This window comes from Pseudoalteromonas sp. P1-13-1a (assembly GCF_001401875.1).
GTDB lineage: Bacteria > Pseudomonadota > Gammaproteobacteria > Enterobacterales > Alteromonadaceae > Pseudoalteromonas.
Genome location: NZ_LKDV01000005.1, coordinates 58,482 through 82,068, shown reverse-complemented (window position 1 = coordinate 82,068; position 23,587 = coordinate 58,482). Strand labels below are relative to the sequence as shown.

Genomic DNA, 23,587 nt, shown 5'->3' with positions numbered 1-23,587 from the left:
AATACAGTTAAAAAACCTATAAGGCCCTGTTGAATATTTTACTAAACAGCATTTATTCACGTTTTAGTACTATAAAAGTGAAGTTTGATCCCCATTAACCCTTCATACCGTAAGCTATAGCATTTCGTACTAAAGTACGCGTATTAAGGAATATTTATGAGTCAATTATTCTCACCTTTAAAGCTCGGTGAACTCACTCTAGACAACCGTATTATTATTGCGCCTATGTGCCAGTACTCAGCACACAATGGAGCTGCTAGTGATTGGCACACCATCCATCTCGGGCAATTGAGCTTAAGTGGTGCAGGGGTATTAATATTAGAGGCCACCGCGGTAAACCCAGAGGGGCGCATTAGTTACGGCGATCTAGGGCTTTGGAACAGCGAAACTCAGCAAGCATTAGATAAAAGTTTAAAAGCGGTTAGACAATATAGCCCTATGCCTATTGGTATTCAGCTTGCGCATGCTGGGCGTAAAGCATCTACAGAAAAACCATGGGATGGTGGTGGCGCATTAAACCCAACGGATGAAAACGGCTGGCAAACGCTCGCGCCTTCAGCAGTTGCGTATGACGATAATAGCCCAGTGCCAAAAGCTATGAGCCAATCCGACATAGACTCATTAATTAACGACTTTGTTAGCGCGGCTAAACGTGCTGATGAGCTAGGCATTGATTTAATTGAGCTACATGCTGCACATGGTTATTTGTTACACCAGTTTTTATCACCTTTAAGTAACAAGCGCGATGATGAATATGGCGGTAGTTTGCAAAACCGTATGCGTATTGTGCTAGACGTATTTAATGCTGTGCGCGCAGAGTTTAACAGTAGCAAACCCGTGGGTATTCGTATTTCAGCGACTGATTGGGTTGAAGGTGGTTGGGATTTAGAGCAATCAATAGCGCTTGCCAAGGCACTTGATGAGCTTGGCTGCGATTTTATTCACGTAAGTACAGCAGGGCTAAGCCCAAAACAGCAAATACCAGTAAAACCTAACTTTCAGGTGCCATTTGCAACGGCTATTAAAAAGGCCGTAAGCATGCCTGTTATAGCCGTTGGTTTAATTACCGAGCCACAACAAGCCGAAAATATTGTTAGCGAGCAGCAAGCAGACGGTGTGGCCCTTGCCCGTGGTATTTTATATAACCCGCATTGGCCTTGGCATGCCGCAGCCGAGCTTGGCGCAACTGTTAAAGCACCAAAGCAGTATTTGCGCTCTAGTCCGCATGGGCAGCCTTCACCTATTAAGTAACTTATATTTTTACATTTACCATGGCTACCCGCTGCATTTATTTGCAGTGGGTTTTATTTTTATAAATTAGAGTGTTTCATGAACCAAACTGCTGCACACCCTGTGCAAATAAGTAATACCTTAGTGAGCATTATTGCGTTGTGCTGTGGCCTTATTGTGGCAAATATTTATTATGCCCAGCCAATCATTGAGTTATTAGCGCCCGATGTTGGCTTAAGTGCACATAGCGCAAGTTTTATTGTGTCGCTTACTCAAATTGGTTATGCGTTAGGACTGTTTTTTTTAGTGCCATTGGCTGATTTAGTCGAAAACAAACGCTTAATGCTAATTACTTTAGCGATAACATTTTTAAGTTTAATAGGCGCAGGTTTGGCGCAAAGCCCAGGTGTAATGTTAGTTTTATGCTTACTCGTTGGGGCAAGCTCTGTATCGGTGCAGGTATTAATACCGCTTGCTGCGCATTTATCGTCAGATGAAAAACGTGGGCAAGTACTGGGTAATATAATGGCGGGGCTGTTATTGGGTATTTTATTAGCGAGGCCAGTTTCAAGCTTAATAGCCGATCACTTTGGTTGGCGAGCTGTATTTTACTTTGCCGCAGGTTGTATGGCATTTATAGCCAGTGTTATCTATTTTGCGATACCGAGCAGGCAACCAACACAAAATACAACGTACTTTAAGTTATTAAAATCGCTTAAGCAGTTAATAATACAGCAGCCAGTGCTGCGTCAACGGGCGCTGTATCAAGCGCTTATGTTTGCCTCTTTTAGCTTATTTTGGACCAGTGTACCGGTTGTATTAGCCAGAGAGTATGGTTTATCGCAATCACAAATAGCCTTATTTGCTTTAGTAGGCGCAGCTGGTGCTATTGCAGCCCCTATTGTTGGGCGTTTAGCCGACAAAGGCTATACACATCAGTTATCGTTATCGGCAAAAGTGATTGCTGCAGCGTGCTTTTTACCCAGTATATTTGAGCTACCACACGGCGTAATTATTTTAGCGCTTACGGGTATGTTTATTGATTTTGCTGTGCAGGCAAATATGGTGCTGGGCCAGCGAGTGGTATATTCATTAGAGCCACAAAGCCGTGCTCGCTTAAACGCCATTTACATGACCAGTATTTTTGTAGGTGGGGCGCTTGGCTCGTTAATGGCAAGTCCTCTATACGAAGCTGGTGGCTGGCAAAGCGTGGCGTTAGTGGCAGCGGGTATGCCAGTTATATCACTAATCGGCTATTTAATAACAAGTAGAAAGTAGCGCGGTATAAATCATAAAAGGGTTTATTATTTAAAAGGCCAGCGCAGTTATGTGCCGGCCTTTTTACAGAAGCGATTATTGTTTTTTAACACTCGAAAATGAGCTACCCACCGAGGCTATAATCACCAATAAAATAGCCAACCATTGCCACAGGGTTAATAACTCGCCAAGTATAATAAACCCAGCAAGAGCAGCAAATGCAGGCTCTAAACTTAGCATAATACTAAACCCTTGAGCGGGCATATTGCGCAGGGCAACCATTTCAAGCGTATAGGGCAGCGCGCTTGATAAAATAGCAATGCCAATGCCCAGCGGTATTACACTCCATGTAAACGCACTGCTTTGTAATATGCCGCCATAAGGTACAAGTACAATGGCTGCAACAGTCATACCCAAAGCAACCGTTGCGCCGCCCGAGCTTTGCGTGCCTGTTTTTTTACCAAATAAAATATAGGCTGCCCAACAGGCACCAGCACCTAGCGCAAGTACTACGCCTATTGGGTCTAGGCTCTCTTGGCTGCTCATATCCGGTAGTAATAGTAAAATACCCGCAATGGCACACGCTACCCAAAACAAGTCGCGCTTTGCGCGTGAGCTAAATAACGCCACAGCGAGTGGGCCGGTAAATTCAAGCGCAACACCTATTCCTAAAGGGATACGCTCTATGGCGTAATAAAATAAAATGTTCATTCCGCCTAAGCTTAAACCGTATATTACAATTGAAAGTCGATTACCTTTAGCCGGCAGCTTTTTCCATGGTTTAAATATTAAACACAGAATAAGTGCAGAAAAGCCAAGCCTAAGCGCTGTGGTGCCTTCAGGGCCTATAATCGGAAATAGCTGCTTAGCAAATGAAGCGCCAGATTGAATTGTGATCATAGCTAAAATTACGCACACAAGCGCGAGCAAAAAGTTTTTAGTGGATGATTGCATTGTTTTCCTTGGTAACAATCGTCTAGTTTTGCGCAGTGTATCTGTTTTTTATTAGCTAAGTAATAGCTTATATGGCGTACAAATTAAATTTGGGAGGGAGTAACTAATATGTGCGATGAATTTGCGTAACTACTGATAAATAACCAAAAGCAAAGGCTGGGTGCCCTTAAAATAAAAAAGCCAGCGAATAGATCACTGGCTTAAAAACGTTTAGGCTGTTTTAGTGTGTTTTGCTAGCACTTTTAACTAGGCCATCTAAAGAATAAAGGCCACGTTTTTCATCGTTTTTACGTTTGATCTCTTCAAGCGCACGTGCTTCAACAGCATCAAATAATGCATTAATTAAACGGTTAAAGTGTTTATGCATTGCCGTTCGTGCGGCGCTTGCATCGTGGGTTTGCAGCGCATTATAAATAGCGGTGTGCTCATCCATTACGCAATCGTTATTGTTTTTACACACACTGCCGTAATCAGCCACAATTTGTGAATTGTTTAAACGTAAATCCCATAAATTTGCCACCGCATACTCAAGGGCTTTGTTACGTGTAGCTCGCGCTATTATTTCGTGAAACTCTCGGTCTGCTTGTTCTACATATAAGCCTTTTTCCATGGCTATTAGCGTTTGCTTTAATTGAGCTAGTTCTTCATCGGTGATTGATTGAGCGGCAAGTGCGGCTATTTCACCTTCAATGAGTGCGCGGGCTTGGGTTAGTTCAAACGCGCTGATCTCTTTAGTTTTTACAGATGTTTCTTGTTGTTCTATTACATAGACGCCAGAGCCGGTTTTAACCTCTACGCGGCCTCGTACTTCTAATGCAATAATAGCTTCACGAATTGTTGGGCGGCTTACGTCAAACATGTCGGCAAGTTCTCGCTCTGGTGGTAAACGACTCCCAGCAGAAAACTCTCCTTGGTTTATCAAAGCTTCAACTTTATCAACAATGCGCCAAAATAAGCGACGGTTTCCCATATTCTACCTTTATTACCTTAAGGAATAGCGGCTAATAGGCCTCAATAGCCCAAACCTACTGTTATTAGCAGAGGTTACCCCAAAATTCACTATTATGTCAAAATTCTAAAGTGTTGTAACGGTCATATAATATTATAAATGAGTGTTAACCTGTTTATGTTACCAATTTAGTATAAATTTTAATAATTGGCTAGCTTGATTGGTCATGTTTTTATGTGGTAAGTTAGCTTTACTCTTTTAGTAAAGAGAAGTTAGGGCGTATTAATTATCTGTACTCGATAAAAATAAGTAAGCCGATAATTTTATATTTGCCCTAACCTTGATTGCCCACGGATGGGGGTCAACTTTAGTAAGCTTAAGCGCTTGTGTCATTAGGGTAAACGACCCCAAGCTGTTTTCTTGCGGTATCAAGTACGTTCATTACGTCGCGGGCAAGCTTATGTGTATTAACATCTGACTCTAGCTTTTTAGCGTTGGCGGTTTGTATAAAGTGCGCAACTTCGTACTTCATAAAGTGCTCATCAAACTCATCAGAAATAACTTCAACTTCTCCGCTATTAGAAACAAACTCTATGTGTTTTAACTGCGACACGGCATGTATTCGCAAACGGCCGCGCTCGCCTTGTATTTCGGTAATGTTATCGCCTTGAGAAATTTTTGAATAGCTAATAACGGCTTGTTTATCATCGTAATTTAATAATACGTCGCCTGCACCATCTACGCCCGTATCTAATAGCACACCACTGGCACTCACGCGCTGTGGGGCGCCCCAAAGCGCGATGAGTAGGTAAAGTGGATACACGCCTAAATCGAGTAAAGCGCCGTTGGCAAATTCGGGTAAAAAGGTATTTGGACGCTCGCCGTTTTTGTATTTATCGTATCGTGATGAGTATTGACTGTATTGCCCAATAAACTTGCGCGGTGTACCAATTTTTTCAAGCGCACTTTTAAGTCGCGCAAAGTTTGGCAAATGCGTGGTCATCATTGCTTCCATATAAAGGCGCTTATTGGCTTTGGCTGCAGTTAAAATAGCGTTTAGCTCTTGGCTATTTGCAGCTGAAGGTTTTTCGCCTAGTACATGTTTGCCTGCCTCTAGGCACATTACTGCATATTGCTTGTGTAGGCTGTTTGGCGCTGCAATGTAAACCGCATCAACATTGGGATCTTGGCATACCTGCTCAACAGAGGTGAAAATTTTTACATCGGTATTAGGGTGATTAGATAAAAAGGCTTCGCCGCTTGATTGCTTGCGAGAGCACACACCGTATAAATTAAATACAGGTAACGTATTAGCTGCGTTTAATAAGGTATCACTAATAAAATTTGTACCGACAATGACAAAGTTCATGCCTGCTCCTTAGCTTAAATAATAAGAGCCGTTACTTTAACATTTTTTAGCCCTGTATGCTTTAGGGCGTGTTGACCTTTGGTGGTTGAATTTACAGCAGTATGTTTGGTTTTTAGGCAAGGCAGAGCCTATGTAGTGTGGTTATTCCCCATAAATAGGCGATAACGCAGCATAAAGACCAAACATGCGCTGCCCTATGGGTTCTTTCTAGGGACGATTGACTCTTTGTTGCTCGATTCTTACTTAGCCCACTAGGTTACAAACCTCGCGCCGCGATTAAATCGCCCCTAGATTGAATAAATTTCAATCCACAAAGTTCGACACGCCCTAGGAGAGTCGCCAAACCAGCGTTTAACACTTGCGCATAAGGTTGCTTGTTCTTGGTAGCCTAAAAGCATTGAAATAGTGCTGATAGAATAGTGTTTTTGTAATAAATAATGCGCCGCCAGCGCACGACGTGTGGTGTCTTTGAGCTTTACAAAACTGGTGTTATGTTTTGCCAATTCTCGGTGCAAAGTACGTGGGTGCATGTTAAGAGCCGCGGCGATAGTTTGATTTGAACACTGATAAATAGGCAGCATTGGTCTTATTAATGCGCTTACTTGGGCAGGCAACGAATGGCTATGCGCACCGCGTTTAGCTAAAAAGCTTAACGCGGCATCGGTTTTATTGAGGCTACTGTGGCTAAGTTTAATTGATAAGTCGGCTTTGTTTATTACAATGCCAGCGCTATTCCGGTGCTCTATTACTTTACAGCCAAAATAGGTTTTGTATGCGTGTGTATTAGCAGGTAGCTTTTGCGGTAAAAATACAGTGCGGGGCTTGCACTGATTATTACTTAATTTCTTAATTATGCTCATGGCTAAGCCTAACGTCAGCTCTATCGCTTGGTTTATTTGTGGTAGTGGCTTTAAGTTAAATTCAAATGATAAAAATAAGGTATCGTCATTATCTAATGCGTGGGTTGTTAAACATAATGCTGGACTGTGTAAGTGTAAATATTTTACAACCCAATCGAGCGCTTCTTTTAAGTCAGTGCCACTTTTAGCGGCTATGGCTATGTGGCCCAAAATATCAAAGTTTTGTTTATTTGCTAATTTAAGTCCAAAGCTTGGGCAGTTAAGTGTGTGGCTGCAGTATTCTAATAAGTTTGCGTAGCTGAGGTAGGGTAAATAGAGGTTTTCGAGGTTGTTAAAGTCGACATTGACCTTACATTTTTCCAGTATGCTTGCTGGCTCTGCTCCAAGCTCTTTAATTAACGAATCGATTGAATATAAAGAGGTGGCACGTATTGGGCTGCTCATACACTGGTGCTGTAAATTAAGGGGGTGTCTAAAAATATCAAGTTTTGTGGCATTAATCTATGCACTATAGTGTTTTGTGCAGTGTTAATTTAAAGGTGCCTATGGTTAAGCAGACATTCGATTACATTATTATTGGCGCAGGCAGTGCAGGATGCGTGCTGGCTGCACGCCTATCAGAGGATCAGCATATAAGTGTATGTTTAATCGAGTCGGGCGGGAGCGATAAGAGTGCTTTAGTACAAATGCCCGCGGGTATTGCGGCCAGTGTGCCATATGGCATAAATAGTTGGCATTATAATACGGTACCGCAAAAGGCGCTAAATAACCGATGTGGCTTTGTGCCACGGGGTAAAGTACTTGGTGGGTCTAGCTCTACTAATGCCATGGTGTATATACGCGGTAATAAATACGATTACGATAATTGGGCAAAAAATGGCAACCCAGGCTGGGACTATAACAGTTTATTACCGTACTTTATAAAAGCCGAAAATAATAAAACATTTAATAACGCGTTACATGGCACGCAAGGGCCATTGCATGTACAAGAGCTAACTAAGCCAAGTGCTGTAAATGACTGTTTTTTAAGCGCCTGTGTTGAGCAAGGTATACAGCTAAACGAGGATATTAATGGCGCTGAACAACATGGAGCGCGGCTTTCGCAAGTTACACAACATAATGGTGAGCGCTGTAGTGCTGCTAAGGCGTACTTAACACCAAACTTAAACAGGCCAAATCTTAGCGTGTATACCCACAGTCACGTTAACAAAATTATAATCAATAACAATATTGCTTGCGGGGTAGAGCTTGAACGTGGCGGTAAAACCACGACGTTGTTAGCAAAAAAAGAAGTGCTTTTAAGTGCTGGGGCGATTAACTCCCCTCAGTTGTTAATGCTATCAGGCGTTGGGCCTAAAGCGCACTTAGAGGCGCATAACATTGCGCTTAAGCATGCACTAGAGGGCGTTGGGGCTAACTTACAAGATCACCTAACTGTGGTGCCTTTGTGTAAAGCAAATACAGCAAAAGGCACCTTTGGGGTAAGCGTTAAAGGCGCTGCAAGTATTATTAAAGGATGTGCGCAGTGGTTTAATAAACGTAGGGGAGTGTTAACCAGTAATTTTGCTGAGTCACATGCGTTTATTAATGTGTGGGATAATTCGCCCGCGCCAGATATTCAACTTGAGTTTGTTATTGGGCTGGTGGACGATCATAGCCGCAAGCTTCACCGAGGTCATGGTTATAGTATTCACAGCAGTATTATGCGCCCCAAAAGCCGAGGGACAATAAGGCTTGCCAATAGCAATCCACGCAGTGCGCCACTTATCGACCCTAATTATTTAAGCCACCCAGATGATTTATCGCTTATGCTTGCGGGGCTTAAAAAAGCGTTACATATTTTGCAAAGCAGTGCCTTTGATAAAATTCGGGGCAATATGGTTTACCCGCTTGATGTAAACAACGATGCCCAACTTATAGAGTTTATACGCCAAACGGCCGATACCGAATACCACCCCGTTGGCACTTGTAAAATGGGCAACGACAAGATGGCGGTAGTCAATAGTAAGCTACAAGTTCACGGTATACGCAGCCTAAGGGTTATTGACGCTTCGATTATGCCAACCATAGTAACAGGTAATACGAATGCGCCGGTTATCGCCATTGCTGAAAAGGCCGCTGATTTAATTAAATTGAGCTATAAAACAGGGTTATAAGGTGCGGTTGTAAAAGTCAGTAAGCCACGCCTGCCAGTCATCTTCTAGTTTAAGCATTTGTTGATGCTTTTTAGCGTTAAGGTGTTTGTTTTCATCTTCGGTGGCAATAAAAGGGCCTACCCGACAAAGCGAGCAATAATTTTCACCTAAGTACGCAGGTTTTTTAAGGTGAGTGCTTAGCTCGTTTGTGTGTAGCGAGGTTGCTTTAGGCGTAAACACATACGTAATGCCGCTGGTGTCTTTTACGTGCTTATCACGGTCTACATTTCTTATTTTATAGCCATCGAACTGGTTAATATCAAAAGGCATTTGGCCCGCGTATTTAGCTTCAAGGCCAATACTTAAGCTGCCTTCAATATTCCACTCGCGGTAGGGCTTTACATCTTTTGAGGTTATGTAGCATAGCATAGGGCCGCTTTTGTCGAGCGCATAATGGTTAGCATATTTAATAAATTGATGAAGCAGGGCACGATTAAGCACGTTCATACTGGTTTTTTGCGTGTTGCTTTCAAATGCTTCGCGCCCTACAAAAGCAGGAATAAGCGGAAACTGAAAAATAACCAAATCAAAGCTGTGTTGGTGGGCCGCTAGTTTTTGCCAACATAAAGGGTCAGTTACATCAAAGCTATTAATAACTTTAACATTGCATTTTTTTAAACTACTGAGCGCATTATGTTGGTATTTTTGTTCTATTGTTTCGGCGCTATCATAAGTAGATGCGACTAACTTTGTCGGTTTTATATGGTTAACCACCGCATGTGAGAACGATAGATCGCCATCGCCTACGGTGAGAATTCGCCAATTAGGATTTAAATACATAACTTAATTAGGTGTGTGAGAGTTTTGATCTGAACTTTGCGCATGTTGCGCTGTATTAGCACCCTGCAAACGATAAAACGCAAGGCGTGTTTTGAGCCCTTCAATGGCTATTTGTTTTAAAATTAAATTAAAGGTAATTAAAATAGCAAACACAATATGAACAGGGCCATGTGTAAAACCCGCTTCTGGGTTATAAAGCGTAAGCCCAAACAACATAAATAATACCACTAACAGTATTTCTATTAATTGATTTGAGTAAAAGCTGAGCCGGCCTTCATTTTTGTGATCTTTTTTAATGCTAATAGCGCAAAAAAACGGAATAACTTTAATTTTAAAAGCGGCGTTTTTTTCTACGTAGTTTTCGCCAAGCTCGTTAAGCTGCTGGCGTAATGTATCAATCATGGTGCGTCCTTAAATAGCAGTGCGCGGATGTTACACTATTACGACTAGTAGGTTAAGCAGCGCAAGGTTATTTTGGGTAAAGGCTCATACCAATGGTGAGTATGTGGCACACAAATACCACAGAAGTAAGAATAAAGCGCATTTTTTGATAATCACGATGGTAGGTTTGCCATTGTGGTGTGGCTTTCTCAAAGATAAGCACTAACCAAAAACTTGCCCCTAACCAGGCAAGCGCCCACTCCAGCGGAATAAACGATAAAAATGGTATGGGTATAACGGGCAAAACCGCTTTAATTGCATCGCCGTAACTTTGCAATCCAGCGCGCCATAAATTGCCCGCCATAAATGCCAATATGGCAATGCTATAAAAAGTAAAAAACTCAAGATTAATACTGTTGCTACCAAACATAAGCGGCCACGCTATACAGCCTAAAAAGGGCAGTAACCCCAAATAGCCAAGTTGAATATGATTAACAAATTTTTCCATTACAGCATGCCTTATGTTTGTATGTTTTAAGCTCCGCTATTGTAGCAGTATTCTTATCACTTATAGCTAATTAATCACTTACGAATAGTACAGCCAGATAGTTCAATCCTAAAAATCGATTGTTTTAATCTAAACAATCAATTTTATTTAATTTATCAATGGGCTTATTGTATTAATCAAGCCAGCAGAGCTAGCCGATAAATTTAGCTTTGCTTGGTAACTTAAATTAATACATTAAATATAAATGAGGAATACTATGAGCACTTCATTGATCAACACAAAAATTCAACCTTTCAACGCAACTGCATACCACAATGGTGACTTTGTAGAAGTGTCTGAAAAAGACGTACTAGGTAAGTGGTCAATCTTCTTCTTTTACCCTGCAGATTTCACATTCGTATGTCCTACTGAACTTGGCGATGTTGCTGATTACTACGAGCAACTACAAGAAATGGGCGTAGAAGTTTACTCAGTATCAACTGATACTCACTTTACGCACAAAGCATGGCATGACACGTCAGACACCATTGGTAAAATTAAATTCCCAATGATTGGCGACCCAACTGGCCGTATTACTCGCAGCTTCGGCGTTATGATTGAAGAAGACGGCCTTGCACTTCGTGGTACGTTTGTAATGAACCCTGAGGGCGAAATCAAAGTAATCGAAACGCATGACCTAGGCATTGGCCGTAGCGCTAAAGAGTTAGTACGTAAAGTACAAGCTGCACAATACATTGCAACGCATGACGGTGAAGTTTGCCCTGCATCTTGGCAGCCAGGTGAAGACACACTTGCTCCTTCACTAGACCTAGTTGGTAAAATCTAAATACAGGTTTACCCACTTTTATAGGGGCAGGCAACTGCCCTTAAACCAACATCATTTCGTTTGTTGGTGCCTCCTATTTCAACTCGGACTCATTAGCACATGCATTAGTTGGCATGGGAGGCTTGCTGTTTAAATTTTCCTAAAAAGGGTTAAGCCATGTTAGATAACAACATTAAAAATCAATTAAAAAGCCATTTTGAATCGCTTACTCAACCTGTTGAGCTGCTTATTGCCTTGGATGACAGCAAAAAATCAGCAGAAGTAGAAAGCTTAGCAAACGATTTAGCTTCGTTAAGTGACAAGTTCACGGTAATTAACAACCCAGACTCGAGCGCACGTCGCCCATCTATGGTTGTGCATTCACCTGAAAAAAACACCCACATTACGTTTGCTGGCGTACCTATGGGCCACGAATTTACAAGTTTAGTGTTAGCGCTTTTACACACTGGCGGTCACGCAAGTAAAGCCAAAAGCGAAGACATTGAACAAATACAATCACTCGAACAAGAACTTAATTTTGAAGTATATATAAGCTTAAGTTGCCAAACGTGCCCGCAAGTAGTGCAAGCGCTAAATACAATGGCCGCAACAAACAGCAAAATTAAAGCGACAATGATTGACGGAGCACTATTTCAAGATGAAGTGGAAGAGCGCAATATATTAGCAGTACCCGCTGTGTACTTAAATGGCGAACCATTTAGCCAAGGTGCATTAAGCTTGACCGACATTTTAAATAAAGTAGACACGAAGGGCGCAGCTAAGCAAGCTGCAGCACTAAGTGAAAAAGATGAGTTTGATGTACTTGTCGTAGGTGGTGGCCCTGCGGGTGCCTCAGCCGCTATTTATTCTGCTCGTAAAGGTTTAAACACCGGTATTGTAGCCGATAGATTTGGTGGTCAAGTTGCCGATACGTTGGCTATCGAAAACTTTATTTCGGTTAAAGCCACTGAGGGTCCAAAGCTTGTTGCTCAGCTAGAAGAGCATGTTAAGGAATATGATGTAGATGTAATGCATAACCAACGCGCAGCAGGGCTTGGTCGCGGTACTAATGGTTATGAAATTACCCTTGAAAACGGTGCGACTTTAAAAGCTAAATCGTTAGTACTTGCCACCGGTGCACGCTGGCGTGAAATGAATGTACCTGGCGAGCAAGAATACCGCGGCCACGGTGTCGCTTACTGCCCGCATTGTGACGGCCCTTTATTTAAAGGTAAGCCAGTTGCCGTTATAGGTGGTGGTAACTCAGGTATTGAAGCGGCAATCGACTTAGCCAACATTGTAGAGCATGTAACTGTACTCGAGTTTGCAGATACGCTGCGCGCTGATGAAGTACTCGTTCGCAAAGCGAATAGCTTAAGTAACATTACTATTATTAAAAATGCACAAACCACTGAAGTGGTAGGCGATGGTAAAAAAGTAACCGGACTTAATTACACTGACCGTGTAACAGGCGAGGAAAAATCATTAGCACTTGCAGGTATTTTTGTACAAATAGGTTTGATCCCTAATACCGAATGGTTAAAAGAGAGCGACCTTACACTAAGCAAATTTGGTGAGATAGAAATTGATGCTAAAGGCGCAACCTCGTTACCGGGCGTTTATGGTGCGGGTGATGCGACAAATACGCCATTTAAACAAATCATTATTGCAATGGGTAGTGGTGCAACAGCAAGCTTAGGCGCGTTTGATTACTTAATTCGCCACAGCGAGCAAAGTAATCAAGACCAAAATGCAGCTTAATAGGCAAATCGTCTCTTGATGTAACAGCAAAAGGTACACCCAAATGCTGTTTGTTAACCCAAGCCGCCCTCTCCAAAGGCGGCTTTTTTAATGTTTATAACAATATCTCTATTAATCACAGCCACCAGAATCCCCACCGCAATCATTATTAGAGTGTGAGTTATTACTAGCATAAATTGAAGAGTCAGTGCTTGTATAAGTTGAACGGCCTTGTGATGCCTTACCACTGATAAACGTAACTAATAGCAATACGCTTGATACAATAACAACGGTTATTGATGAACCCCATTGCCCTGTAGAAATGCCTTTAAATATGGCTAACAGCAGTACAGTAAAAAGTAATGTTCTTATTATATTTCTCATAGTATGTCCTTACTAAATTAAAGCGAGTTAACGTTAGTTGTATGCTCGAGCGCATTGGCAAGCGCTTTTTCAATCTGCGGCAGCTTAAACGGTTTAGAGACAAACATATCCATGCCCGCTTGTTGGCAAGCTAACTTGTCTTGCGAGGAGGTGTTGGCTGTAAGGGCTACAATGTAGGTGCTTTCTTTAGGGCAAATACGCTGCGTTCTTAGTGTTCTGGTCGCTTCAAAGCCATCCAAAATCGGCATAATGCAATCCATAAAAATAAGGTCGTAATGCTTTTGCTTGCACTTAAAAATAGCGTCTTGACCATCAATGGCGCAGTCGGCTTTTACGTTTAACTTATCAAGAGAGGCATCAAGCACACGGCGGTTTATATCGTTGTCATCTACAATAAGCACACTGAGCGAGTGGTTGTTTAGCTCAATTTTTGATTGAATATCATCTATTATTTGTTCTTTACCAAGCTCTAGCGGAATATTAATACTGAACGTAGAGCCTTTTGTTAGCTCGCTCGTCACAGTGATTGTGCCGCCCATGTATTCTACAAGCTCTTTTATAATTGCTAGGCCAAGACCAGTGCCCCCTTTATTGTTTTTAGCATCAACCTCTTGTGTAAATGGCGAAAATAAAGACTCTAAAAAAGCGGGGGTCATTCCGCGGCCAGTATCAGAAACTGTGATACCAAGAGATAACGCATCGTTATTATTTATGAGCTGGGTGTTGAGTTTTACTTGGCCTTGCTCGGTAAACTTTAATGCGTTACTTAATAAGTTAGAGGTAATTTGGCTAAGGCGGGTACTGTCGCAAAAAGCCCAGCAGCTATCATCAATCGTATTTTCTATGATTAACTCAACACTGGTTTCTTTAAACAAGGGGGTATATAAAGAGGCTAAGTCACTAAATATGGTTTTTAGCAGTACATCGGTTGGCTCTAGCTTTAACTCACCATGATTAATTTTAGAAAAATCGAGTACTTCATTAATTATGTTAAGTAAAATGTCAGCGCTGCGTAGCGCTATTTTTATTTTTTCGTCTCGTTTTTCAGTGTTTTTTTCATCTATTAGGGTGGTGAGCATGCCTGTTATGCCATTTAGAGGGGTGCGTAACTCATGGCTAATTTTAGCAAATAGCATACTTCTATCTTCTAACATATGCTCTGCTTCGGCTTTTTTCTTTTTAAGTTCTTCTCTAAGTAATATAGATTCGGTTATGTCCTGAAATGTACCAAATAGCCTTATGCAATTGCCTTCATGAAATTCGGCTTCTCCAAAGGTCGAGATCCAAATTTCTTGGTTTTGTGCAGTAATAACCTCAAGCTCTAAATTCCACTTTTCTCCTTTGTTAATGGCATTTTCAACTGCTTGATTTATCGCATCTTTGCTTGAGCCGTCTTTGTAAAACTCAATTGCATTATCCATGATTGGCTGATAGTCATCGGCAACCTGATGTATACGTTTAGTTTGCTTACTCCAATACACTTTATTTTCGATTAAATCGACTTCCCAAGTGCCAATGTTAGCGATGTTTTCAAGCTTAGATAGGGTGTAGCTATTTTTTAAAAGCTGCTCTTTGGTGTCTATTTTTGCAAATTCAGAGCCTAGCCACTGTGCAAATAGCTCTATGTAATCGTACGCTTCGTCGCTAAATGCAGTTGACTCGTTAGGGGATGAAAAGTTAACGGTGCCAAATGTTTCATCAGCTATTTTTATGGGTGCACCAATGTAAGATTCAAGTTGAAAGTTTATGTAACAAGGGTGGTTTGCAATCGTACTTTGTGAGGCTTTATGAAACGAAAGCGCTGAGCCTGCAGATAAAGTATGAACACAATAGGTGCCGTCTAACTCAAATTGTGTACCAGTAACTAAACTGTTATCGGGTGTTATGGCGTGGAGTACTGTGTAGGTATTGGCTTCAATTTTACTAATTATTGCTATATCAAGGCTAAACACTTCTAGACCAAACGCAAGTAGACTTTTTATTTTGGAGTCAAAATCTAGTGTTTGGTTTGAGACTATATCGTGAAAACGCCTTAAAAAATTCACTGCAATTACCTTCGTTTTTTTTTATATCGCTATGCGTATCGGCAGATAGGCATAATTGTTTAGCCAGTTTGTTACAGTTTATACTAATAGAGACAAACCGTTGAAAAATTTATGAAGTAAAGACGGTTATGAAATTAATACACGCGCTTAATGGATGTATGTCATTAGTAAAATTTACCTTACTTAATATGTTGAATTAGGCGTGTATTCTGGGTTTATGTCGCCCCCGACTTCCTCCGGATCAACATCGTTAATAAGTAGTACTTCGCGCACAGCTTCAATATGGTCAAGCACCGTTTGATAGCGCTCTCCATATTCGTATTTTGTTACTTCAATCGCTTGTGGCATGTAAGTGAATGCAATTTTTAGCGCGTGTAACGCTTCTGGATTAATTTTATCGCTCATAATTTTTTCTCATATAATCAAATGTATAACGGTTAATTTTACAGCTTATTTAAGGCGTAGCCCAGTGGCTTTTATTGCCTAGGCGCTCACAACGTAACAATTATTAGTAATAGTGACACTAAAAATTAAAGCTTACCTTTTAACGTGGATTCTTAATGTGCTCGATAGCGCCATACTATTTAAGCCCATTAAAGGTACATACTTTGTACTATTTAAAAGTAGCTGCCCCATGCATTGTTGTCTAACAACTTACAAAGCAGTCAAGCCCTGACTGGTCATTATTGTTGTAGTTGGTGTTGGACTGTTACCTACTTTTAGTTTAAGTGCATTTAGTTTGCTATTGAGGGGTAATTGTATGCTTGTTTTTTATTAGAACGATAAGTTGTTGCATATATTCACAAATACGCAATATAATGCGAACAATTGTTATTTGCATGCGCAAAGATGTGCGCTTGCTACTTTTTTAAACGAGCTAAAAATGAATAATAAAAAAACATTTAGCGCTACAAAGCGTCGCCATTTTATGGCGTGCGTATTAGCACTGGTGACCGCTACGGTAATGATCACCGGTATGACTACCTATTTACCCTTTCAAATGAGTGAACAAATTTTACTGCCTATTTTACTGTTTCCCATTATTTGGGTAGGGCTGTTTATCTATGCCTACATTTGCGAAAAAGCATGGCAACCATTTTTACTCATGATCACTTTGTGTTTAGTGCATGGAGTTTTAAGTTATTTAGCATTAGTGCAGGGACAAGGATGAAATCAATTACATTAAAAAAGCTATTCCTATTACATAGCTGGGTGGGTGTAGTTACAGCTGTTCTATTATTTATTGTAGCTTTTACTGGTGCGCTTGCAGTACTTGCCAGACCAGAGCTTAAAATTTGGGCTAACCAATCGTTGCATCAAACTCAACATATTCCTAATAGTGAAGTTAATTCGTTAGTAAATACCTACCACGCACAAGTACCTGAAGAGTTTGGTGAAAATATTCATGTATTTATGCCGACAGGGCATAATTTTCACTTACTTGCTTTAGTATTCGAGTCTCACCATGGTGATGAAAATTACCAGCAAGAAGTACTTAGAGCATTTGAATTTGACCCAGCAAGCTTAGCATTGGTAAATACCTACTATGGTCCAAGTAAGCAATATTATGCCAACAGAAAAACAGATGCAGCTAGTTACATTGCTGAGTTTCATGCTGACTTACATTTAGGGCGCCCTATAGGTCTTATTTTAACTGGCTTTTTGGGCTTAACGTTATTAGTAAGTACGGTAACGGGGCTATTTATACATCGTAAATTAATTAAAGAACTGTTTACCTTTAGATGGCTCAAAGGTTTTGATGTCACTATTAGTGACGGCCACAAAGTAATGGGTATTTGGGGCAGTATTTTTAATATTGTAATTGGCTTTAGCGGCGCATTTTTAGGCTTGGCCACCGTAATTTTACTACCTGCCGCCGCTTTTGTTAGTTTTGGTGGCGACCAAGATAAGTTAATAGAAACCTTTACAGCTATTCCTGAACCTATAATTAGTCATGTAAATCAGCCGACTGACATAACCGCTATTTTAGGTGATGCGCAGCAACGCTACCCACATGCTGTAATTTTAGATGCCACGGTAATGGCGCATAACGATGCAAACTCACAAGTGTATTTACGTCTTTTAGGAGGCGAGGCTGTGGCTTCTCAGCTATTGCATTACAATGGACAAGGGGAGTACATCGCTTCAATGAGTAGCTTTGGCGATATAGCAGGGGTATCAATTAAAATTATTGAAATACTCTTCCCATTACACTTTGGTAATTTTGCTGGATTATTTGTGAAACTACTTTGGGTAATGCTTGGTTTAGCATGTGCCTTAATGCCACTTTCAGGCATGATGATGTGGTTAGCAAAGCGTAGCAGAGGTAGCACACCAACGCTTAGCGCTGGCGCATATGCAAAGTGGAACCGCTTTATTATAGGCAGTTGCGGCGGTTTAGTGCTTGCCTGTTGTGTATTATTCCCTATGCAAATACTTTTAAATTATGCCGTGGCAGGTGTTGAGCACAACGCTTACTTTGGGCCGCTATTTTTTTACTCGTGGTTAGTTTGGCTAGTAATTGCCATATTTTGGCAAAACTATAAAAGCTACTTTAAAGCCACTGTGCTATTTTGCGCTCTGTCACTAATGAGTGTTTTACCACTTAATAGCGTGTTAGGTGTAAATAATGTTATTAACGCAAACAGTACCTTGGTAGTAGTTACCGATATCAGCTTTTTAATTGTTGGACTGGCGTTTTTATGGGGGTACTTAAAAACACACTCTGCAGCAACGCCACTTACAGAGGTAAAAACAGCATGAATACTTTGGCGATAGTGATTGCGTTAATGTGTTTACTAGCTGCTTTATTATTAATGAGAAGTAAGCACTACAAAGTAACCCATAAATGGCTGTACTGTTTTGTTTTAACAGCTATTGCCTTGGCATGTTTTATACATGTTTACGCTATAATAGCGGGTGTTGTATGCACCATTGCAGCGTTTACCGTAATGGGCATACTGGTTACGGTGTATTTAGGTAAACAGCGCTTAAGTTAAAAAGGCTTTGGCTGTATCAATTCCCATTTTATACCCATCGTTGAGTCGTTTAACGTTTTTGGTTGTACGGCCCACTCTAAATTGAGGCGGTGGGGCAATGACATTGATTTTGCAATCTTTAGGCGGGTTATTAATAAAATCTATGCTCCTGTTGTAAACGTGCGCTCTGTTCGTCGCGCTTTTTATGAGAGCTGGGTAGTTTTTATATAGTTTTTTAGTTAACCACTGGGATCTACTTGGCTTTTTTCTATAACCTAATGGCTGAGAAAGTACGACGGTTATTTCTTTAGCACCCATTTCGTAAGCTTTTATAACAGGAATAGAGTCTGTTACGCCGCCATCGGTCATCGCAATATCATTAATAATAGGGTAGTTGCGATACGCAATAGGGATAGCACACGATGCCTTAAGTTGCTCTATCATTAAATCGCTCGTTGCTTTTAGGTATTGAGGTTGCCCTGTGGTGATGGCGGTGGAGACGATATAAAATTCATGAGCCGCTTTTGCAAAAGTGTTTGTGTTTAGCGGGATCTCATCAATGGTTGCTTGCCACAGCCAATCTAAATCAAACAAGTGTCCGCCTTTGATAAAGCGCGCTAAGTTAATAAATTCTGGCCGACACGAAAAATCGGTAATCACATGGTAATTTCGTTTAGGTTGTTGGCATAAATAAGCGGCTATATTGGTAGCGCCAGCAGAAACCCCAAAATAATTAGTAAAAGGCTGATAACGCTGCGCTAAAAACTCATCAAGCACCCCGGCGGCAAAAATACCGCGCATTGCCCCTCCCTCGACGACTAAAGAATGTTTATTGTTATTATTAATCATACTATTACCTCCCTTTAGATGATATTACCAACTAACTAAGTAAAGCGCGATCAAATGCTTAAAATAATTATACCCATCTGACATATTACTTAATTCATTTAAGGAATGAAACGTGATGATAACGGCGCTAAAAATTTTGATATAAACAGACGAATTACGAAACTTTAACCCCGTCATCTACATGTTTATTATTTGAGACTAAGCCACTTAATTAAGCTATTTAGTATTAGTGCACTGTTTAGCTTAGAAAACGTGCCTAGTTGTTAATGTGTTTTGATTAATCGTAAGTGTCGGGTATTTCTGATAAGGTATATATTAATACAAGGCTTTGTTAATAATAAAGAATCGTTATTTATGACTGACTCAAATGTGACCGTATTTAGTAATCTACAAAATAAGTTAGGTGAAAGCCCGCTTTGGCACCCTTTGCTTGAAACGCTATTTTGGGTAGACATAGAAAAAAATCTCTTGCTGAGTATGTGTCTGACAAAACCAGACTCGTTAGCTCAAGTTGAAATGCAAGATACGGTTTCGGCCTTAGCGTGGCTTGACAAGGCACACCTTATTATTGGCACCAGTACGGGTATTTATAAATACCATATAGCTTCTGGGGTGCGCCAAACGCTTACATTTTTAGAAAACACCCAGCCTACACGACGCGCTAACGATGGCCGAGCCGACCCTTGGGGAGGGTTTTGGATAAGTACTATGGATAAAAGCGCCCGCTCAGGCGGGGGAAAAATTTACCGATTTTATCAAAATTCGCTTAATTGTGTGGTGCAAGGGTTAAGCATTCCTAACGGATTATGTTTTGATAAAGCACGCTCACGCGCGTATTACTGCGACTCTAAAGCCAGTTGTATTTTTTCTTTGAATGTAAATCCACAAAGTGGTGAGCCTATTTTACCAGCAAGTGTTTTTTATCAATTTAAAAACACTGAAGTAGACCCAGACGGTTGTGTGATTGATGCACAAGGGAATTTATGGCTTGCAGTGTGGGATATGGGCTGCGTTATGTGTTTATCCCCAAATGGGGAAGTTTTACAAACACAACCATTGCCCGCTAAAAAGCCTACAAGCGTGGCGTTTGGTGGCAATAACGCACAGTGGCTATTTGTAACGTCTGCAGATGACAGTAATGTAAAAACTAACCAGTCATTACAAGGCAGTGTATTTAAAATATCAGGTATAAAAAACGGGCAGCTAGAGCCGCCCGTAATAATATAAAACGTTACGGGGCAGGGGCAACCCACATAACACCTACCTCTTTTTTAACCACTATTACTTTGGTGCCAGCACTAATAGGTTGTGTACTTTTGAGCTGCCAACTTATACCAGAATACTGATGTGTTGTTATTTCTTTATCTGAAACATCTTTTGCTAATACAAAAGTAAGATCGGCGAAATCGCTATTTATTTGCTTAGAATCTACATTTTCTTGCATACGTTTCATGGGTTTCCATAAAAGTAGTGCCAAAACAGCGGTAATGATGGTATTGCTCCAAAGTGCCGCTGTAATAGTTTCGGGTAGTACTCCTGCAACCATTAACAACCCAGAAGTAAGCAAAGACAACCCCAAGAAAAGCAGAATAATAGTAGATAGCCCTAAAACGGTGACTTCTATTATTAATGCAATAATACCTATAACCATTAAAGCTTGTGGTAAGTTTTGCGAAATTAGGTCCATATATTCTCCTAAATTAAGCTAATAGGCTTTATTGCAGGTTTTGCGTTTTATTTAATGTATTGATAATAGACATACCTTGCGCTACGAGCGAGCTTGCATCGGTGGCGTTATCGGGAAGTAAAACGACCGATGACTCTTTAGCTATGGCCTCTTTTGCAGCGATAGCCTTAGTTGCAAGGTCTAATTGGATAGCTTTTTGTCCTTGTTCTGTATCTGCTGCTGCACCTACTTCACGCAGAGCATCTGCTTGAGCTTCAGCTACCGCAATAATGGCTTTGGCTTCACCTTCTGCTCTGAGTATTTGTTCTGCTTTTTCTGCTTCTGCGGCAAGTACCTGCGCCTGCTTTTTACCCTCTGCAACATTTATATTTGCTTGTCTGTCACCTTCGGATTCTAATATTTGCGCGCGTTTTACCCGCTCAGCTTTCATTTGTGCTTCCATTGCTTCCATAACTGATTGAGGCGGCACAATATCTTTTATTTCATAGCGTAAAACCTGTATGCCCCATGGCTCTGCTGCTTGGTTAATCGCTGCCACAATGTTGGTATTTAATAAGTCACGTTCTTCAAATGTTTTATCTAGTTCCATTTTACCTAACTCTGAACGCATGGTTGTTTGCGATAATTGAGTAACTGCAAATACATAGTCATCCACGCCGTATGTTGCTTTGTAAGGGTCAAGTACACGAAAGTACAATACACCGTCAACAATTAGGGAGATATTATCTTTTGTGATGGCTGATTGTGAGGGAACATCTTGAGCTTGTTCTTTCAAACTACGGTCTGCAGCAATACGGTCTATAAATGGCACAATAAAATTGAGTCCGGCTTCTTTAGTTGATTGGTATTTTCCAAAGCGCTCTATTAACCATGCTCGGTTTTGAGGTACAAACTTAACACTACTTTTTAGAAGTACAATTACAAAAACAAGTAAAAATGCTTCAACAGTAAATACCATATTTAGTATTTGATTGATTGGATCCATTTAAAAATTCCTTATGAGAGTGGACTTGCTGAGTTGTTGTATTGTTTATAATGTCAGCATGTATAGGTTATCACTACTTAAATTTTTGTACCACAAAAACAAGCTTTTAGTGAGTGGGTTTAAATTGGCACACCTTATTTCGTCCTGTTTCTTTTGCTTTGTAGAGTGCTTGGTCGGCTTTATTTATAAAGCATTGCGGTGTGCTGTTTTTATCCGGCATGGCAGAATAAAAACCAATACTTAACGTTAGGTACTCACTTACACTAGATTTATTGTGTTTTATGCCTGCCGCTTTAATTGTTTGTTGAATTAAGCGGGTAAATTGCAGGCAGTCTTGCTCATTAGTTGCCGGTAAAATTACGGCAAATTCTTCACCTCCATAGCGTGCGGTTAAATCGCCCTCGCGTCGGCATTGCGCCTTAAGCGCAGCTGCTACTTTTACTAAGGCTTCGTCGCCTTGCTGATGGCCATAACTGTCGTTGTAGTTTTTAAAGAAATCTATATCGCACATAATTAAACTAACGGGTTGTTCAGCACGTGCGCAGCGCTTAATTTCACTCTCTAGTGCTTTGTCGAAACATCGCCGGTTTGCAATTGAGGTGAGGCTGTCGGTATTTACAAGTTGGTTGAGCTTTTGATTCGCAGTTATTAGCTGCTGTTGTATGCGTTGAAGTTCTTGCTTGTAATTTAAATTTTTAAATGCGTTAGCAATTATCTCGCCTACAAGCTTTATTCTAATTAAATCTAGGTCTGTCCATTCGCGTTTTTGTTTTACACAGTCACAACCTATAAAGCCTACCAGCTCTTTATCGTAGCGAAGGCCAATACATAATACTGATTGAATTCCTTCACGCTCTAGTTCTTGTTTTTCTTTAGTTGCTTTTATTGGGAGACTGGCAACATCATTTACTTTAAATAAGTGCGTGGTATCCATTAAATTAGCGAAGTAGGGGAGTGAGTTTGTTGGGACATGTTGTAGCTGCTCTTTAAACGCCTGAATGCCTTGATTAACCCATTCATGAGTATTACGCATTGACTTACCATCTTCAGAGAATTTAAATAAGTAGCTTCTATCGGCATGGCAAACAGTGCCAATGGCTTTAAGTGCAAACCCTATATGCGTATCAATATTGTCATTTTGGATATCTATTAAATCAGTAGAAATTTTTGAGATTATTTTATCAAAGTTATATTGCGCATCTTGGTTGTGCTCAATAACTTCAAACGTTGCTATATGTAAGTGTTTATTTAGCTGGGCGAGTTTGGCATTTAGCAACAGGCTTTTGGTTTGTTTTTGTAATAATACGTGGCAGTTAGTATTTATCACCAAGTATTTTTCAAACAATTGCTCAATCGTAAATTGTTTTCTACTCTCAGGGCTGCTGAGCTTAAGGTGCTTAAAATCAGCCTTGTTTAGGGTGTGTTTTTCAGGTAGGTCAAATATAAGCTGTGCTTGCGAGTTTGTTTTATAGGTGTGTTTTTTAACGTCATAAAGTACAACAGCAAATGGAATAAGCTTAACAGTACTCCAAATATCCTCTAATTGTTTTAAGCCCACTCATTGCTCCAGTTGCTTGTTTATAGAATGTGTTATTCCCTTTATGTATTGTTTAGTACAGTTTTAGCAATTT

The 23,587-nt window shown here is 40.6% G+C and carries 23 protein-coding genes; 9 read left to right on the top strand and 14 right to left on the bottom strand.

What is annotated here, in order from left to right; translation table 11 throughout:
* Nucleotides 1-156: 156 nt before the first annotated feature.
* On the top strand, nucleotides 157-1,251 hold the full coding sequence (locus tag AN391_RS05530) for an NADH:flavin oxidoreductase/NADH oxidase (protein ID WP_055014471.1): 1,095 nt from the start codon (nucleotides 157-159) through the stop codon (nucleotides 1,249-1,251).
* A gap of 78 nt (nucleotides 1,252-1,329) precedes the next feature.
* Nucleotides 1,330-2,508, top strand: a complete 1,179-nt coding sequence (locus AN391_RS05525) for an MFS transporter (RefSeq protein ID WP_055014470.1) — start codon at nucleotides 1,330-1,332, stop codon at nucleotides 2,506-2,508.
* A 75-nt stretch (nucleotides 2,509-2,583) separates the two neighbouring features.
* On the opposite strand, the gene AN391_RS05520 is transcribed toward AN391_RS05525, so the two are convergent.
* The 4 genes from AN391_RS05520 to AN391_RS05505 all read right to left on the bottom strand — a co-directional run bounded on the left by AN391_RS05520 (nucleotide 2,584) and on the right by AN391_RS05505 (nucleotide 7,063).
* A complete protein-coding gene (locus AN391_RS05520; RefSeq protein WP_055014469.1) occupies nucleotides 2,584-3,441 on the bottom strand; it encodes a DMT family transporter in 858 nt (285 codons plus the stop codon).
* A 220-nt stretch (nucleotides 3,442-3,661) separates the two neighbouring features.
* A complete protein-coding gene (locus tag AN391_RS05515; RefSeq protein WP_004587131.1) occupies nucleotides 3,662-4,411 on the bottom strand; it encodes a FadR/GntR family transcriptional regulator in 750 nt (249 codons plus the stop codon).
* A gap of 355 nt (nucleotides 4,412-4,766) precedes the next feature.
* A complete protein-coding gene (locus tag AN391_RS05510; RefSeq protein WP_055014468.1) occupies nucleotides 4,767-5,759 on the bottom strand; it encodes a Gfo/Idh/MocA family protein in 993 nt (330 codons plus the stop codon).
* 287 nt (nucleotides 5,760-6,046) lie between these two features.
* Nucleotides 6,047-7,063 (bottom strand): AraC family transcriptional regulator, encoded by a 1,017-nt coding sequence (locus tag AN391_RS05505; protein ID WP_055014467.1) that lies wholly within the window; start codon nucleotides 7,061-7,063, stop codon nucleotides 6,047-6,049.
* A gap of 101 nt (nucleotides 7,064-7,164) precedes the next feature.
* Between AN391_RS05505 and AN391_RS05500 the strand changes: the two genes are divergently transcribed.
* Nucleotides 7,165-8,775 carry a GMC family oxidoreductase gene (locus AN391_RS05500; RefSeq protein ID WP_055014466.1) on the top strand — a complete coding sequence of 537 codons (1,611 nt, stop codon included), beginning with the start codon at nucleotides 7,165-7,167 and terminating at the stop codon, nucleotides 8,773-8,775.
* On the opposite strand, the gene AN391_RS05495 is transcribed toward AN391_RS05500, so the two are convergent.
* The 3 genes from AN391_RS05495 to AN391_RS05485 all read right to left on the bottom strand — a co-directional run bounded on the left by AN391_RS05495 (nucleotide 8,770) and on the right by AN391_RS05485 (nucleotide 10,483).
* Nucleotides 8,770-9,594, bottom strand: coding sequence for a class I SAM-dependent methyltransferase (locus tag AN391_RS05495; protein WP_055014465.1), 825 nt, complete (start codon nucleotides 9,592-9,594; stop codon nucleotides 8,770-8,772). The two genes, AN391_RS05500 and AN391_RS05495, sit on opposite strands and share 6 nt — an antisense overlap.
* A 3-nt stretch (nucleotides 9,595-9,597) precedes the next feature.
* Nucleotides 9,598-9,996, bottom strand: coding sequence for a hypothetical protein (locus tag AN391_RS05490; RefSeq protein ID WP_055014464.1), 399 nt, complete (start codon nucleotides 9,994-9,996; stop codon nucleotides 9,598-9,600).
* Between the two features lie 67 nt (nucleotides 9,997-10,063).
* On the bottom strand, nucleotides 10,064-10,483 hold the full coding sequence (locus AN391_RS05485; protein ID WP_055014463.1) for a DUF3429 domain-containing protein: 420 nt from the start codon (nucleotides 10,481-10,483) through the stop codon (nucleotides 10,064-10,066).
* Nucleotides 10,484-10,739: 256 nt separating this feature from the next.
* Between AN391_RS05485 and ahpC the strand changes: the two genes are divergently transcribed.
* Complete coding sequence (gene ahpC / locus AN391_RS05480) at nucleotides 10,740-11,309, top strand: alkyl hydroperoxide reductase subunit C (RefSeq protein WP_055014462.1); 570 nt, start codon at nucleotides 10,740-10,742, stop codon at nucleotides 11,307-11,309.
* Between the two features lie 156 nt (nucleotides 11,310-11,465).
* Nucleotides 11,466-13,049: an alkyl hydroperoxide reductase subunit F gene (gene ahpF, locus AN391_RS05475; RefSeq protein ID WP_055014461.1), complete on the top strand. Its 1,584-nt coding sequence runs from the start codon at nucleotides 11,466-11,468 to the stop codon at nucleotides 13,047-13,049.
* Nucleotides 13,050-13,160: 111 nt separating this feature from the next.
* Here ahpF and AN391_RS05470 read toward each other — a convergent pair whose 3' ends face one another.
* From AN391_RS05470 to AN391_RS05460, 3 genes are all read right to left on the bottom strand, one after another.
* A complete protein-coding gene (locus AN391_RS05470; protein WP_055014460.1) occupies nucleotides 13,161-13,412 on the bottom strand; it encodes a hypothetical protein in 252 nt (83 codons plus the stop codon).
* Nucleotides 13,413-13,429: 17 nt separating this feature from the next.
* Nucleotides 13,430-15,457 (bottom strand): ATP-binding protein, encoded by a 2,028-nt coding sequence (locus AN391_RS05465; RefSeq protein ID WP_055014459.1) that lies wholly within the window; start codon nucleotides 15,455-15,457, stop codon nucleotides 13,430-13,432.
* A 183-nt stretch (nucleotides 15,458-15,640) separates the two neighbouring features.
* Nucleotides 15,641-15,862 carry a hypothetical protein gene (locus AN391_RS05460; protein ID WP_055014458.1) on the bottom strand — a complete coding sequence of 74 codons (222 nt, stop codon included), beginning with the start codon at nucleotides 15,860-15,862 and terminating at the stop codon, nucleotides 15,641-15,643.
* A 478-nt stretch (nucleotides 15,863-16,340) separates the two neighbouring features.
* Here AN391_RS05460 and AN391_RS05455 point away from each other — a divergent pair, with 478 nt between their 5' ends.
* From AN391_RS05455 to AN391_RS05445, 3 genes are read left to right on the top strand one after another with little or no spacing between them, the layout of a single operon-like run.
* Entirely contained in the window at nucleotides 16,341-16,628 is a 288-nt protein-coding gene (locus AN391_RS05455; RefSeq protein ID WP_055014531.1) for a hypothetical protein, read from the top strand.
* Nucleotides 16,625-18,220 (top strand): PepSY domain-containing protein, encoded by a 1,596-nt coding sequence (locus tag AN391_RS05450; RefSeq protein WP_055014457.1) that lies wholly within the window; start codon nucleotides 16,625-16,627, stop codon nucleotides 18,218-18,220. Before AN391_RS05455 ends, AN391_RS05450 begins: the two co-directional genes overlap by 4 nt.
* Nucleotides 18,217-18,456, top strand: coding sequence for a hypothetical protein (locus AN391_RS05445; protein ID WP_055014456.1), 240 nt, complete (start codon nucleotides 18,217-18,219; stop codon nucleotides 18,454-18,456). Before AN391_RS05450 ends, AN391_RS05445 begins: the two co-directional genes overlap by 4 nt.
* On the opposite strand, the gene AN391_RS05440 is transcribed toward AN391_RS05445, so the two are convergent.
* On the bottom strand, nucleotides 18,448-19,284 hold the full coding sequence (locus tag AN391_RS05440) for a patatin family protein (protein ID WP_055014455.1): 837 nt from the start codon (nucleotides 19,282-19,284) through the stop codon (nucleotides 18,448-18,450). The two genes, AN391_RS05445 and AN391_RS05440, sit on opposite strands and share 9 nt — an antisense overlap.
* A 354-nt stretch (nucleotides 19,285-19,638) precedes the next feature.
* Between AN391_RS05440 and AN391_RS05435 the strand changes: the two genes are divergently transcribed.
* Nucleotides 19,639-20,511 (top strand): SMP-30/gluconolactonase/LRE family protein, encoded by an 873-nt coding sequence (locus AN391_RS05435; protein ID WP_055014454.1) that lies wholly within the window; start codon nucleotides 19,639-19,641, stop codon nucleotides 20,509-20,511.
* A gap of 4 nt (nucleotides 20,512-20,515) precedes the next feature.
* Here the strand turns inward: AN391_RS05435 and AN391_RS05430 are convergent, their stop codons facing one another.
* The 3 genes from AN391_RS05430 to AN391_RS05420 form a co-directional block, all read right to left on the bottom strand.
* Nucleotides 20,516-20,971: an NfeD family protein gene (locus tag AN391_RS05430; protein ID WP_029774440.1), complete on the bottom strand. Its 456-nt coding sequence runs from the start codon at nucleotides 20,969-20,971 to the stop codon at nucleotides 20,516-20,518.
* A 28-nt stretch (nucleotides 20,972-20,999) separates the two neighbouring features.
* A complete protein-coding gene (locus AN391_RS05425) occupies nucleotides 21,000-21,956 on the bottom strand; it encodes an SPFH domain-containing protein (RefSeq protein WP_055014453.1) in 957 nt (318 codons plus the stop codon).
* Between the two features lie 106 nt (nucleotides 21,957-22,062).
* The gene (locus AN391_RS05420) at nucleotides 22,063-23,514 is read right to left on the bottom strand and encodes a diguanylate cyclase domain-containing protein (protein ID WP_055014452.1); all 1,452 of its coding nucleotides are present in this window, start codon (nucleotides 23,512-23,514) and stop codon (nucleotides 22,063-22,065) included.
* Nucleotides 23,515-23,587: the final 73 nt, after the last annotated feature.